Raw genomic sequence first — 13605 nt, 5'->3', positions numbered from 1 at the left:
AAAAAGGAGTGCTTCAACACCAACTGTTTGATAGACTTATCCACAGCTGCTAACTCAAAACGCAGCGACCAGCCCTGGGTCACATTTCGATCAGCAGGCTGGGTCAAGATTCAATCAGCGCCAACAGGCGGCCGGAGAAAAGTCCGGAGGCGCTCAGGAACAAGCTTTTTTGCAGAAATTTTCGGCGCGATGGCATAGCGTTCCAAATGTATAGAGAGCGGCAATTTTATCGCAGCGTTACGGATTTGCGTAGCCGCTGCAAACGCCCTGAAAAACCTCAATCCCGGGTAGGGGTAGTCAACCCTTTGGCGACTGCCGGACGCGCCACAAATGCAGCGAGCGCGCGTGTGACGTGCGGGAAGTCCTGGATGCCGACCAGATCCCCCGCTTCGTAGAAACCGATCAGGTTACGTACCCACGGGAAGGTGGCCATGTCGGCGATGGTATAGGCGTCGCCCATGATCCATGTACGTTCCGCCAGCCGTTGGTTGACCACCCCCAGCACGCGCTTCGATTCCGCCGCGTAGCGGTCGCGCGGGCGCTTGTCTTCATAGTCCTTGCCGGCGAATTTGTGGAAGAACCCGAGTTGGCCGAACATGGGGCCGATGCCGCCCATCTGAAACATCAACCATTGAATCGTCTCATAGCGTTCAGCGCCATCCTGCGCAATGAATCTGCGGCATTTGTCGGCCAGGTACAGCAGAATTGCACCGGATTCGAACAACGGCAGTGGCTTGCCGCCCGGGCCGTTTGGATCAATGATGGCGGGAATTTTATTGTTCGGGTTGAGCGACAGGAATTCCGGAGAAAGCTGGTCGTTGCTGTCGAAGCTGACCAGATGCGGCTCGTAAGGCAGGCCGGTTTCTTCTAGCATGATCGAGACCTTGACGCCATTTGGCGTTGGCAGCGAGTAAAGCTGGATGTGTTGCGGATGTTGCGCAGGCCATTTCTTTGCGATGGGGAAGTTAGACAGGTCGCTCATTAAAAAATCCTTTTCTCAGCAGTGTTTGATTTACCCGCAGAGCAGGTGACGCCGGGCGTTGTTTGAGTGTTGTTTCAGTGTTGTTCTGGCTTGCCAGGCATGCGTTTACGCAAGCAATGCCAAGTATAACGCGAAATGCCGTTCCGTTTCGGCGTCGGCATTTTTTGCGACAGGCCTTGTAATCACAGCAGCAATATCGACAATTCCTGCGTCCTGTGTTGCAACACCGGCAGAAATTCTTTCGTCATTTTGCGGTTGCTGATGTGCGTTGCCTGCGCACTCACGTTCAACGCCGCCAGCACATTGCCCGAGGCGCCACGCACCGGCACGGCGAGATTCGCGCCTGATCGATGGCCGCCAATATGCATGGTGCGCCATGTGCATCGGCGTAGTGCTGGGCATTGCCTTGATCATTGAGCGGGTTTGATCGCGCCGCTGCGATCCTGGCCCTATTGATCCGTCACACCGAATTGCCAGGCAAAGAACACCGCCAGCCCAACCGCGATGGTCAGTAATTGCCGCCTTGTTGCTGCGCACACCAGCACCGCAACAATCGCCGCGATCAATTGTGGATTGCGCCAGTGCAGTTCCATCTCTGCGCCATGCGGCGCCAGCACCATCGGCACGATAATCGCCGTCAATACGGTCACTGGAACAAACACCAGCGCCTCCTTAAGCCAGATCGGAAACACCACACGATCGCCAAGCACAAAGATGAAAGCCTTGATGAAAAAGGTGATCAGCGCCATGCCGATAATGGTCAGGGTATATGTCATGCATGACTCCTTGCGGCGCGCAGGCGCGCCAGCCAATGCGAGCTTGCCAGGCCGACGGCAACCCCGGCCGTCGTCGCTGCCATCAATCCCGTTTTGTAGGGCAGGTCGCGCAGCAGCCAGGCGCATGCGCCGGCAGCAATGGCGGCGGCCAGCTGTGGCTTGCGGAACAGTTGCGGCACCACGATGGCGATGAAGGTCGCCACCATCGCAAAATCAAGCCCCAGCGTTTGCAATTTAGGAAACGCCACCCCAAACAGCAGGCCGACCAAGGTCCACAACTGCCAGTTGCCATACATCGCTAAGCCCGAGCCAAGGAAATACCAATGGCCGTGCGGCGTATGCGCGTGTTTCAGATAGTACGCATTCATCACGGCGAAGGTTTCATCAGTCAGCAGGAAGCCCAGCAACCAGCGCCAGCGCCCCGGCAAATGGCTGATGTGTGGCAGCAAGGTTGCCGCATAGAGCATGTGGCGCAGGTTGACGATAAAGGTCGCCATCCAGATCACCAGCATTCCGGCTTGCGTAGCCAGCAGGCCGATGGCAATAAACTGGCTGGCACCGGCGTACACGCCGAGCGACATGAACTGGCCTTGCCATAGTGCGAGTTGGCCAGCCGCCACCAGCGCACCGAAAATCACCCCGAAAGGTGCGGCGCCGATCAGCATCGGCAAGGTGTCGCGCGCGCCGGCGGCGAAACTGGTTAGGGGAGTGGGATGCGGCATGCAGGATTCCTTATTGTTGCCGGAATAGTAAAGTCAGACGCTTCTTTACGCAACGCAAATAGCTATGTAAATACGTGCGTTTGTATTGCCGTCAGCCTGCGATATTGCCGCAAACTTGTGGCCGCCCTTGCACGCCGAAAAATGGCGTATCAAGGGCGTATCAAGGGTGGCGGGATCGGCGACGTCCTGCTAAAAGCCAGCTACGCAGGTGCTTCGCGTTCACTACAAGCGGTCCGCCAAGGCCTCTGAGCAAGACCTGTTGAATTCGCTGAACAACCCGGATTGGGGTTCCAAGGTCAATGCCAGCGTTACCTGGCTGCGAGGCCCTTGGACCAGCACGGTGCAGGTAACACACTATCACAGTTGCGTCATCGCCACCAGCGCCGCCGGCATCAACCGGGTGATCGTTTCAAGGTGCGCGGCTATCCGGCCATGATTCTGTTCAAGCCGGAGGGAATGGGGTAGGCTAGCCGGATATCGCCTGCCGTTGCTATGATGCGGTTCACGTTATTAGCGGAAATTAACTGAACGGCATCGCCGCCTTTACTCCCATTTACCTGATCGGATCGGTCCCATGATTATTGTCCACCACCTCAACAACTCCCGTTCGCAGCGGGTGCTGTGGCTGCTTGAAGAGCTGGGGCTCGATTACGAAATCAAGTTTTACCAGCGCGATCCCAAGACCATGCTGGCACCGCCGTCCTTGCGCGCCGTGCATCCATTGGGGAAGTCCCCGGTGATCACCGACGGCGACAACACGATCGCCGAATCCGGCGCGATCATCGACTATCTGGTGCAGCAATATGGCGCTGGTCGCTTGATTCCGCCGGCCGCCAGCAAGGAGCGGCTGCGCTACACTTATTGGCTGCATTACGCCGAAGGGTCGGCCATGCCGCCGCTCCTGATGAGGTTGATTTTCGGGCGCATCGACCGGCCGCCGATGCCAGCTCCGCTGCGGCCGCTGGCGCGCATGATTTCCAACAGCGTGCAGCGCGGCTATATCGATCCGCAAATCAAGTCGCATCTGGATTTTCTGGAAGGCGAATTGGGTAAGAGCAGTTGGTTTGCCGGTGCAGAATTTACGGCGGCTGATATCCAGATGAGTTTCCCGCTCGAAGCGTTACAATCGCGCGGCGGGCTCGACGCCGGCAGGCCGCGCCTGTCGGCTTTCCTGCGACGGATTCACGCTCGTCCCGCATATCAGCGCGCCATCGAAAGAGGCGGCAAGTACGATCTTTTGAAGTAATCCTGGTCTGATTTTCATCGCTGCATGGTTGCAAATTGCTGGCGGTGCAATGCTTGAGGTTGGCTTGATGCTGCCTTGATGCAACCTGATGCCAGCAATCCCAGTAGAATTGAGTCGAACGGCATCGTCACCAGCGTCGATGTCGTGCTCGACGACGTGACAGCGCCTGGCTTCTTTTGGCCGCATTTTGTTGTAATCACCGATATCGCTACGGAGAGTTAATGTTCCCGACTGAGAAATTCACCGATCCGCACGCCGCCCTTGAGCGCGTGCTGGACATCTACGAGCACCACACAGCATTGCTGCGCGATGCTTTCAAACGGTTTTCCAGCGGCGAAGTGATGCCGCAAAGGGTGCGGGCCTGCTACCCTTTCGTACGCGTGACGACCGAGGTCAATACGCGTGCCGATACCCGTCATTCTTTCGGTTTTGTGTCTGGCCCGGGCGTTTATGAAACCACGCTGACGCGGCCATCGTTATACGCCAATTATCTGGTCAGTCAATTCAAGCTGCTACGCGATAATCATGATGTGCCGCTTGAAATCGGCGTCAGCGAATTGCCGATTCCGGTGCACTTCGCTTTCCCGGAAGGGATCCACGTCGAAGGCAGTCTCGATCCCGAACATCTGCGCACCTTGCCCGATATATTTGATTTGCCGAACCTGGCCACCATGGACGACCGCATCGTCAACGGCACTTACGAGGAAATGCCAGGTGAGGCGCATCCGCTATCGCTGTTCACCGGGCCGCGCATCGATTACTCGCTGCATCGTCTGAAGCATTACACGGCGACCTCGCCGGATCGTTTCCAACGCTACGTGTTGTTTACCAACTACGCGTTCTACGTTGACGAATTCATCCGTATGGGGCGCGAACTGATGCAGGCCACCAGCGATCCGCAACAGCGCGAATATCGGCAGCAATATACCGCCTTCGTCGAACCGGGCGATCTCACCACCTGGAACGCCAATCTCGACAACCTGCCGGTTAACCGCGCACTGACCGGCATCGCCCCGGCGCGCCAGCCGCAGATGCCGGCCTACCATCTGCAACGCGCCGACGGTTCCGGCATCACGCTGATCAATATCGGCGTCGGCCCATCCAACGCCAAGACCATCACTGATCACGTCGCCGTATTGCGCCCGCACGGCTGGATCATGCTCGGCCATTGTGCCGGCCTGTCGACCTCGCAACGCATGGGCGACTATGTGCTGGCGCACGCCTATGTGCGCGACGATCATGTGCTCGACGACGACTTGCCGCTGTGGGTGCCGGTACCGGCGCTGGCCGAGGTGCAACTGGCGTTGCAGGATGCGGTCGCCACGATCACCCAGTTGGAGGGCTACGAGCTCAAGCGCATCATGCGCACCGGCACCGTAGCGTCGGTCGATGATCGCAACTGGGAGCTGCGCGATCATCGCAAGCCTTTGCTGCGCTTCAACCAGAGCCGGGCGATTGCGTTGGATATGGAAAGCGCCACCGTCGCCGCCAACGGCTTCCGCTTCCGGGTGCCGTACGGCACTTTGCTATGCGTTTCCGACAAGCCGCTGCACGGCGAAATCAAACTACCGGGCATGGCCAACCGCTTTTACGAGCAACGCGTCAATCAGCATTTGAAGATCGGCATCAAGGCGCTGGAACTGTTGCGTCATCAGGGCGTTGAACAACTGCATAGCCGCAAACTACGCAGCTTCAGTGAGCCGGCTTTCCGCTAAGCGTCGTGGTTAACGTTATCAAGCATCGTGGCGTCAACATCGTCACATTGGCAGAGAGCGAAGCGATAGGAGAAAATTGCCGCGATGGCGATATCGCGCCGGTCCAGGATGCGGCAGGCTGGTGAACGCATTTTGTCGGCGCGGATGGCACCATCGATCGCTATGACATACCGTTCGTCTCATTTAACAAGGCGCTTTGCACAGCCAAGGCCGCAGCTGAATTGGCTGGCAAGCAGCTCAAGCCAGCGGTCGTCTGCTTTCCCGGAAAATCTGGCCCAGCGGGATGGCGCCGGCGATCAGCGCGAAGGCCGCCAGGCACAGCGATGACGTAAAGCTGCCGCTGCGCTGAACCTGGCGCGTCGCCAGCGGCGGCCCGATGATCTTGCCGATGCCATAGGTGACAGTCAGCAGACCCATCAGGCCGCGTCCCTGGTCGCCATGCAGACGACGCGTATCAGGCATCGCAAACAGAGTAATCGCAGTAAGCCGCAAGCCCAGCAAGATGCTGCCAAGCGCAAAGCCGAATACGCTAGGCGACGCCACGCCGATCAGGATACCGCAGGCCTGCAACACCTAACATGCCGCCAGCAGCAGCCGGTTGTCCCAATGGATCGGCTAGCGCGTTGCCAGCAAGGCGCCTGGTGAAACGCAATTGCCGAACAAGGGTCAGAACAGGTTCGGTCAACTGGAACCCGGCAATGCCTGGCGCGCGATCACCCGCACGCGATCACCGGCACGAAAGTGGCGGTGATGATGTCGCCGAATCCAGTCAGCCCATAGCCGCTCGTCAGGCCGCGTGTCTGCCTGCCGATTCGTGTGGGCTGCAGCGCATGCGCGGCACCCAGTGACTGAACAATTAGGGTCAGAGTCAAATTAATGGATAAAATGAGGGCATCTAAACTGCTCCCTTTTTGCCATGGCCCGCTTACCTCGCCTCGTTATTCCTAACCAACCACATCATCTCATTCAGCGCGGAGTTGATAAGCAGGTAATTTTCCGCGAGACCGAAGATTATGTGAATTTTCTTGGCCGTTTGCGCGATGCGGCCACGCAGTTCAAGGTGGCAATCCATGGTTATGTGCTGATGACCAATCATATCCATTTGCTGGCGACGCCTAGCGACGCAGAGGGGTTGGCGCGGATGATGCAATGGGTCGGGCGGCATTACGTGCCTTATTTCAATCAGAAATACGCCCGTGAAGGAACTTTGTGGCAAGGGCGCTACAGGGCGACGGTGATCGATTCAGAGCGCTATTTCATGCTGTGCAGCTGCTATATCGACCAGAACCCGGTGCGCGCAGGCATGACGCCGACGCCTGGCGAGTATCCGTGGTCGAGTTATCTGCATCATGTTGGTATCAAGCCTGATCCGCTGATAACCGATCATGCGCTGTATTGGGCCTTGGGTAATACGCCGTTCGATCGTGAAGCTGCTTATAAAGCTATGGCTGAGCAAGCGCTTACATCCGTCGAGTCTAAGCAGTTGATTGATGCTACCAATAAGGGCTGGCCGCTGGGGTCCGATGCGTTCAAGGCTAAGCTGGAAAAACAAGGTGCCGCGAGAGTGCGGCCATCCAAGCGCGGGCGGCCCTTCAAGGCGGGAACTGATGCTGTGCAAATATCGTTGCCAGAGACTTCAAAAAATAACAATCGAGCGGGATGTGCATAAATAGCATTAAATTGACTCTGACCCTAATTAATTTTGATGTGAGAGGTCAGCTATTTAATTTGACTCTGACCCTAATTTTTGGGGTTGAAGTCTGCAACTGGCTGCTCTATTCTTAATACCCTTACTCTTAAAGTGGTGGAGCAACGTTATGCATGCGCAAGGTTTATACGATCCGGCCAATGAGCACGATGCCTGTGGTGTCGGTTTTATCGCCCATATCAAAGGCAAGAAGAGCCATTCGGTTATTGAGCAGGGTTTGCAGATCCTGAAGAATCTCGATCACCGGGGCGCGGTCGGCGCGGATAAGCTGATGGGCGATGGCGCTGGGATACTGATCCAGGTGCCGGATCAGTACTATCGCGAGGAGATGGCGAAGCAGGGTGTGAGCTTGCCGCCACCAGGCGAATTCGGCGTCGGTATGGTGTTCTTGCCAAAAGAGAATGCTTCACGCATTGCTTGCGAACAGGAAATTGAACGTGCGGTACTGGCGGAGGGTCAGGTCGTGCTGGGCTGGCGCGATGTGCCGGTCGATATCGAGATGCCGATGTCGCCAACCGTGCGCGACAAGGAGCCGGTGATTCGCCAGATTTTTATCGGCCGCGGCCCAGGCATCATGGTCACCGATGCGCTCGAACGCAAACTATACGTGATCCGTAAATCCTCCGGTCACGCGATTCAGGCGCTGAACTTGCTACATGGCAAAGAATTTTTCGTGCCGTCGATGTCGGCGCGTACCGTCGTGTACAAGGGTTTGTTGCTGGCAGATCAGGTCGGCGTGTATTACAAAGACCTGCAAGATCCGCGTTGTCTGTCGGCGCTGGCGCTGGTGCACCAACGCTTCTCCACCAACACTTTCCCGGAATGGCCGCTGGCTCACCCGTATCGTTTGCTGGCGCACAACGGCGAGATCAACACCGTCAAGGGCAACTTCAACTGGATGCGTGCGCGTGAGGGCGTGATGAAGTCGCATGTGTTGGGTGACGAGCTGAAGAAGCTGTTCCCGCTGATCTATGAAGGCCAGTCCGACACCGCTTGCTTCGATAATGCGCTCGAACTGTTGTTGATGTCCGGCTATCCGATCGCGCAAGCGATGATGATGATGATTCCTGAAGCGTGGGAAAACCACGCTACGATGGATGACAACCGGCGCGCGTTCTACGAATATCATGCAGCCATGATGGAGCCATGGGATGGCCCGGCGGCGATGGCGTTTACCGATGGCCGTCACATCGGCGGCACACTGGATCGCAACGGTTTGCGTCCGGCGCGTTACATCGTCACCGACGACGATTTCGTGGTCATGGCGTCCGAATCCGGCGTACTGCCGATTCCAGAGTCGAAGATCATCCAGAAATGGCGGCTGCAGCCTGGCAAGATGTTTCTGATTGACCTCGATGCCGGCCGCATCATCGACGATAAGGAATTGAAGGACACGTTCGCTAACGCCAAGCCATACAAGCAATGGATTGAGTCGGTGCGGGTCAAGCTCGATGAGCTGAAGTCGGAGCCGTATGAATCCGGTTCGACCATCCCCTTGCTGGATCGCCAGCAGTTGTTCGGCTACACCCAGGAAGACATCAAGTTCCTGATGTCGCCGATGGCCGCTGCCGCTGAAGAGGCAATCGGCTCGATGGGCAACGATTCGCCGCTGGCGGTCATGTCCAACAAGAACAAGATCCTGTACCACTATTTCAAGCAACTGTTCGCGCAAGTTACCAACCCGCCAATCGATCCGATCCGCGAAGCGATGGTGATGTCGCTGGTGTCCTTCATCGGACCGAAGCCGAACATGCTCGATACCAACAACATCAACCCGCCGATGCGCCTGGAGGTGTCGCAGCCAATTCTGAACTACGACGACATCGCCAAGCTGCGCAACATCAGCGCGCACACCGGCGGCAAGTTCAAATCGTATGAGCTGAACATCTGCTACCCGGTCGCATGGGGCAAGGAAGGCATCGAGGCACGCCTGGCCTCGTTGTGCGCCAAAGCGGTGGATGCGGTCAAGTCCGGCCACAATATCCTGATCGTGTCGGACCGCAAGGTCGATGCCGAACAAGTCGCGATTCCAGCGCTGCTGGCGACCTCGGCGATTCACCAGCATCTGGTGAGCAAGGGCCTGCGCACTTCCACCGGCCTGGTGGTGGAAACCGGTTCGGCCCGCGAGACTCATCACTTCGCGCTGCTGGCGGGCTATGGCGCGGAAGCGATCCATCCGTATCTGGCAATGGATACCCTGACCGAAATGGCGCACGGCTTGCCGGGCGCGCTGTCGGCTGACAAGGCGATATACAACTTCCAGAAGGCAATCGGCAAGGGCTTGTTGAAGGTGATGTCGAAGATGGGTATCTCGACTTACATGTCATATTGCGGCGCGCAGATTTTCGAAGCAATCGGCCTCAACAAGAGCATGACCCAGAAATATTTCAAGGGGACGGCATCGAATGTCGAAGGCATCGGCGTGTTTGAAGTGGCGGAAGAAGCCTTGCGCTTGCATCGCGCCGCATTCAGCGACGATCCGGTGCTGGCCAACGCGCTCGACGCCGGCGGCGAGTATGCATATCGCGTCCGTGGCGAAGAGCGCATGTGGACGCCCGATGCGATCGCCAAGCTGCAACACTCGACCCGCGCCAACAACTTCAACAGCTACAAAGAGTATGCCCAACTGATCAACGATCAGTCCAAGCGTCACATGACGCTGCGTGGCTTGTTTGAATTCAAGATCGATCCAAGCAAGGCGATCCCGCTGGATGAAGTCGAACCGGCCAAGGAAATCGTCAAGCGTTTCGCCACCGGCGCGATGTCGCTCGGGTCCATCTCGACCGAAGCGCATGCCACGCTGGCTGTGGCGATGAATCGCATCGGCGGCAAGTCGAACACTGGCGAAGGCGGCGAGGACGAGAACCGCTATCGCCAGGAACTGAAAGGCATTCCGATCAAGCAAGGCGAAACCCTGGCATCGGTGATCGGCAAGGACCGGATTGAAGTCGATATCCCGCTGCAAGCCGGTGATTCGCTGCGTTCCAAGATCAAGCAAGTGGCATCCGGACGTTTCGGCGTCACCGCTGAGTACCTGATTTCAGGCGACCAGATTCAGATCAAGATGGCGCAAGGCGCCAAGCCGGGCGAAGGCGGGCAGTTGCCGGGCCACAAGGTATCCGAGTACATCGCCAAGCTGCGCTTCTCGGTGCCCGGTGTCGGTCTGATTTCGCCGCCGCCGCACCATGACATCTATTCCATCGAAGATCTGGCGCAGCTGATCCATGATCTGAAGAATGTCAATCCGCGCGCTTCGATTTCGGTCAAGCTGGCGTCTGAAGTCGGCGTCGGCACGGTGGCCGCCGGTGTGGCCAAAGCCAAGTCGGATCACGTCGTCATCGCCGGCCATGACGGCGGCACCGGCGCTTCGCCGCTATCGTCGATCAAGCATGCCGGTTCGCCTTGGGAACTGGGCCTGGCTGAAACCCAGCAAACGCTGGTGTTGAATGGCTTGCGCAACCGTATCCGGGTCCAGGCTGACGGCCAGATGAAGACCGGTCGCGATGTTGTCATCGGCGCTTTGCTGGGCGCGGACGAGTTCGGTTTCGCCACCGCGCCACTGGTAGTCGAAGGTTGCATCATGATGCGCAAATGTCACCTGAATACCTGCCCGGTCGGCGTTGCCACGCAAGATCCGGTTCTGCGCGCCAAGTTCTCGGGCAAGCCTGAACATGTGGTCAACTTCTTCTTCTTTATCGCCGAAGAAGTGCGTCAGATCATGGCGCAACTGGGCATCCGTAACTTCAACGAGCTGATCGGCCGTGCCGACCTGCTGGACAAGTCCCAGGCGATCACTCACTGGAAGGCCCAGGGGCTGGATTTCAGCCGCATCTTCTATCAACCGGCCTTGCCTGAAGGCGGGGTGTACTACCACACCGAAGAGCAGGATCACGGTCTCGACAAGGCGCTCGATCACAAGCTGATCGGACAAGCCAAGGCGGCGCTGGAGAAAGGCGAGCGCGTCTCGTTCATCTCGCCGATCAAGAATCTGAACCGCACCGTCGGTGCCATGCTGTCTGGCGAAGTGGCGAAGAAATACGGTCACGAAGGCCTGCCCGATGACACCATCCACATCCAATTGCAGGGCACCGCAGGTCAATCGGCTGGCGCGTTTCTGGCGCATGGCATCACGCTCGATCTGGTGGGTGAAGGTAATGACTACGTTGGCAAGGGCTTGTCGGGCGGTCGCATCATCGTCCGTCCAAACACCGAATTCCGCGGTCGTGCGGTCGACAACATAATCGCCGGCAACACCGTGCTGTACGGCGCCATTGCCGGTGAGGCTTTCCTCAATGGTGTGGCCGGCGAACGTTTTGCAGTGCGTAACTCCGGCGCGATTGCGGTGGTTGAAGGTACCGGCGATCATGGCTGCGAATACATGACCGGCGGCACCGTCGTGGTGCTAGGCGAGACCGGTCGTAATTTCGGCGCCGGCATGTCGGGTGGCCTGGCGTATGTCTACGATCCGGAAGGCAGCTTTGCGGCGCAATGCAACATGTCGATGGTGACGCTGGAGCCGGTACTGAGCCAGGGCGAGCAGGAGGCCACGATTGACCGTGCGATCTGGCACAGCACCGTGCGCGGCGGCGAGGCACAGGCTGATGAGGCGATCCTGAAGGGACTGATCGAGCGTCACTTCAAGTACACCGGCAGCACCCGCGCCCGCAACCTGCTGGACAACTGGATTGCCTCGCGCAGCAAGTTCGTCAAGGTGTTCCCGACCGAGTACAAGCGTGCCCTGGGCGAGTTGAACGCGGTTCACAGCAGCAAGCCGACCAAGGAAAAAGTTGTTGCCTGAATCATGCATTGAGGCGCAGTTATTTTCTTTGTAATTTTATCTGATTAGTTGGGGGCAGAGTCGCACTGAGGGTGTCATGTGCCGCACGGCGGCGGCTCTTGAACTCTGTCCGCAATGAGTAAAAATGTGAGTGAAAAATGGGAAAAGTAACGGGTTTTATGGAGTTTCAGCGGGTTGGCGAAACATATGAAGCGCCAGTGGCACGCAAGAAGCATTACAAGGAATTCATCCTCAGTCTGAGCAATGACGAAGCCAAGACCCAAGGTGCGCGTTGCATGGACTGCGGCATTCCGTTCTGCAACAACGGCTGCCCGGTGAACAACATCATTCCCGACTGGAATGATCTGGTGTATCGCGGTGCTTACCACGAAGCGCTGGAGACTTTGCATTCGACGAACAATTTTCCGGAATTCACCGGCCGCATCTGCCCGGCGCCATGCGAAAGCGCCTGCACGCTCGGCATCAACAGCGATCCGGTCGGCATTAAATCGATCGAACATTTCATCGTCGACAAGGGTTGGGAAAACGGCTGGATCGTGCCGCAGCCTGCGTTGGTAAAGACCGGCAAGAAAGTCGCCGTGGTCGGCTCCGGCCCTGCCGGTCTGGCTGCTGCGCAGCAGTTGGCGCGTATCGGCCATGACGTCACCGTGTTTGAAAAGAACGATCGCGTCGGTGGTCTGTTGCGCTACGGCATCCCCGATTTCAAGATGGAAAAATCGCACATCGATCGCCGCGTGGAACAGATGGAAGCAGAGGGAGTGACGTTCCGTACCGGTGTGCTGGTCGGCAAGGATTTCCCGGCGCATGTCACTAACTGGGCCAAGAAAACCATCTCGCCGGACGAACTGAAAGCCGAATTCGATGCAGTGGTCATCGCCGGCGGCGCCGAGCAGCCGCGCGATTTGCCGGTGCCCGGGCGTGAGTTGGAGGGCGTGCATTTCGCGATGGATTTTCTGCCGCAGCAAAACAAGATCAATGCTGGCGACAAGGTCAAGGATCAGATTCTGGCAGGCGGCAAGCACGTAGTGGTGATTGGCGGCGGCGATACCGGTTCCGATTGCGTGGGCACCTCCAACCGCCAAGGGGCGCTATCGATCCAGCAGTTTGAGCTGATGCCGCAACCGCCGGAGCAAGAAAACAAGCCGTTGGTCTGGCCTTACTGGCCGACCAAGCTGCGCACTTCATCGTCCCACGAAGAAGGTTGCGAGCGCGATTGGGCGGTCGCCACCAAGCGCCTGGAAGGCAAGAACGGCAAGCTGGAGAAGCTGATCGCTGCGCGCGTTGAATGGAAAGACGGCAAGATGCAGGAAGTGCCGAATTCGGAATTCGAGATGAAAGCAGACCTGGTATTTCTGGCAATGGGGTTCGTCTCCCCGGTGGCGCAGGTGCTGGAAGCATTCGGTGTTGACAAAGACGCACGCGGCAACGCCAAGGCCAGCACCGACGGCGAAGGCTGCTACCAGACATCGGTAGACAAGGTATTCGCGGCTGGCGATATGCGTCGTGGACAGTCGCTGGTGGTCTGGGCGATCCGCGAGGGCCGTCAGTGCGCACGCGCCGTGGACGAGTCCCTGATGGGCGCATCAGTATTGCCGCGTTGATGCCGCAACCTTCGTCTCGGGGTGTTGCCGCGCGATGGCGACACTCAAGAGTATGTC

The 13605-nt window shown here is 57.9% G+C and carries 13 protein-coding genes; 7 read left to right on the top strand and 6 right to left on the bottom strand.

Annotation, left to right across the window (positions count from 1 at the left end):
* Positions 1–277: 277 nt before the first annotated feature.
* The 4 genes from ACIQ0R_RS02235 to ACIQ0R_RS02220 all read right to left on the bottom strand — a co-directional run bounded on the left by ACIQ0R_RS02235 (position 278) and on the right by ACIQ0R_RS02220 (position 2480).
* A complete protein-coding gene (locus ACIQ0R_RS02235; protein ID WP_395823266.1) occupies positions 278–982 on the bottom strand; it encodes a glutathione S-transferase N-terminal domain-containing protein in 705 nt (234 codons plus the stop codon).
* A gap of 182 nt (positions 983–1164) precedes the next feature.
* Positions 1165–1350 carry an IclR family transcriptional regulator C-terminal domain-containing protein gene (locus ACIQ0R_RS02230; protein WP_395823264.1) on the bottom strand — a complete coding sequence of 62 codons (186 nt, stop codon included), beginning with the start codon at positions 1348–1350 and terminating at the stop codon, positions 1165–1167.
* A gap of 81 nt (positions 1351–1431) precedes the next feature.
* Positions 1432–1758 carry an AzlD domain-containing protein gene (locus tag ACIQ0R_RS02225; protein WP_395823262.1) on the bottom strand — a complete coding sequence of 109 codons (327 nt, stop codon included), beginning with the start codon at positions 1756–1758 and terminating at the stop codon, positions 1432–1434.
* The gene (locus ACIQ0R_RS02220; RefSeq protein WP_395823260.1) at positions 1755–2480 is read right to left on the bottom strand and encodes an AzlC family ABC transporter permease; all 726 of its coding nucleotides are present in this window, start codon (positions 2478–2480) and stop codon (positions 1755–1757) included. Before ACIQ0R_RS02220 ends, ACIQ0R_RS02225 begins: the two co-directional genes overlap by 4 nt.
* 208 nt (positions 2481–2688) lie before the next feature.
* Between ACIQ0R_RS02220 and ACIQ0R_RS02215 the strand changes: the two genes are divergently transcribed.
* The 4 genes from ACIQ0R_RS02215 (at position 2689) to ACIQ0R_RS02200 (ending at position 5441) form a co-directional block, all read left to right on the top strand.
* Complete coding sequence (locus tag ACIQ0R_RS02215) at positions 2689–2916, top strand: hypothetical protein (RefSeq protein ID WP_395823258.1); 228 nt, start codon at positions 2689–2691, stop codon at positions 2914–2916.
* 138 nt (positions 2917–3054) lie between these two features.
* Complete coding sequence (locus tag ACIQ0R_RS02210; RefSeq protein ID WP_395823256.1) at positions 3055–3726, top strand: glutathione S-transferase; 672 nt, start codon at positions 3055–3057, stop codon at positions 3724–3726.
* A gap of 75 nt (positions 3727–3801) precedes the next feature.
* Positions 3802–3948 carry a hypothetical protein gene (locus ACIQ0R_RS02205; RefSeq protein ID WP_395823254.1) on the top strand — a complete coding sequence of 49 codons (147 nt, stop codon included), beginning with the start codon at positions 3802–3804 and terminating at the stop codon, positions 3946–3948.
* Positions 3948–5441 (top strand): AMP nucleosidase, encoded by a 1494-nt coding sequence (locus ACIQ0R_RS02200; RefSeq protein ID WP_395823252.1) that lies wholly within the window; start codon positions 3948–3950, stop codon positions 5439–5441. Before ACIQ0R_RS02205 ends, ACIQ0R_RS02200 begins: the two co-directional genes overlap by 1 nt.
* A gap of 237 nt (positions 5442–5678) precedes the next feature.
* Here ACIQ0R_RS02200 and ACIQ0R_RS02195 read toward each other — a convergent pair whose 3' ends face one another.
* Complete coding sequence (locus tag ACIQ0R_RS02195; RefSeq protein ID WP_395823250.1) at positions 5679–6014, bottom strand: YbfB/YjiJ family MFS transporter; 336 nt, start codon at positions 6012–6014, stop codon at positions 5679–5681.
* A 140-nt stretch (positions 6015–6154) separates the two neighbouring features.
* A complete protein-coding gene (locus tag ACIQ0R_RS02190) occupies positions 6155–6313 on the bottom strand; it encodes a hypothetical protein (RefSeq protein WP_395823248.1) in 159 nt (52 codons plus the stop codon).
* A 44-nt stretch (positions 6314–6357) separates the two neighbouring features.
* On the opposite strand from ACIQ0R_RS02190, the gene ACIQ0R_RS02185 reads away from it, so the two are divergent.
* The 3 genes from ACIQ0R_RS02185 to ACIQ0R_RS02175 all read left to right on the top strand — a co-directional run bounded on the left by ACIQ0R_RS02185 (position 6358) and on the right by ACIQ0R_RS02175 (position 13548).
* Positions 6358–7110, top strand: coding sequence for a transposase (locus ACIQ0R_RS02185; RefSeq protein WP_395823246.1), 753 nt, complete (start codon positions 6358–6360; stop codon positions 7108–7110).
* 148 nt (positions 7111–7258) lie between these two features.
* The gene (locus ACIQ0R_RS02180) at positions 7259–11947 is read left to right on the top strand and encodes a glutamate synthase-related protein (RefSeq protein ID WP_395823244.1); all 4689 of its coding nucleotides are present in this window, start codon (positions 7259–7261) and stop codon (positions 11945–11947) included.
* Between the two features lie 137 nt (positions 11948–12084).
* Positions 12085–13548: a glutamate synthase subunit beta gene (locus tag ACIQ0R_RS02175; protein ID WP_395823242.1), complete on the top strand. Its 1464-nt coding sequence runs from the start codon at positions 12085–12087 to the stop codon at positions 13546–13548.
* Positions 13549–13605 lie beyond the last annotated feature (57 nt).

The sequence above is a fragment of the Collimonas sp. genome, from assembly GCF_044339385.1.
GTDB lineage: Bacteria > Pseudomonadota > Gammaproteobacteria > Burkholderiales > Burkholderiaceae_D > Collimonas.
Note: the sequence above shows the minus strand (reverse complement) of the source record. Positions and strands in the feature narration are given on the sequence as shown.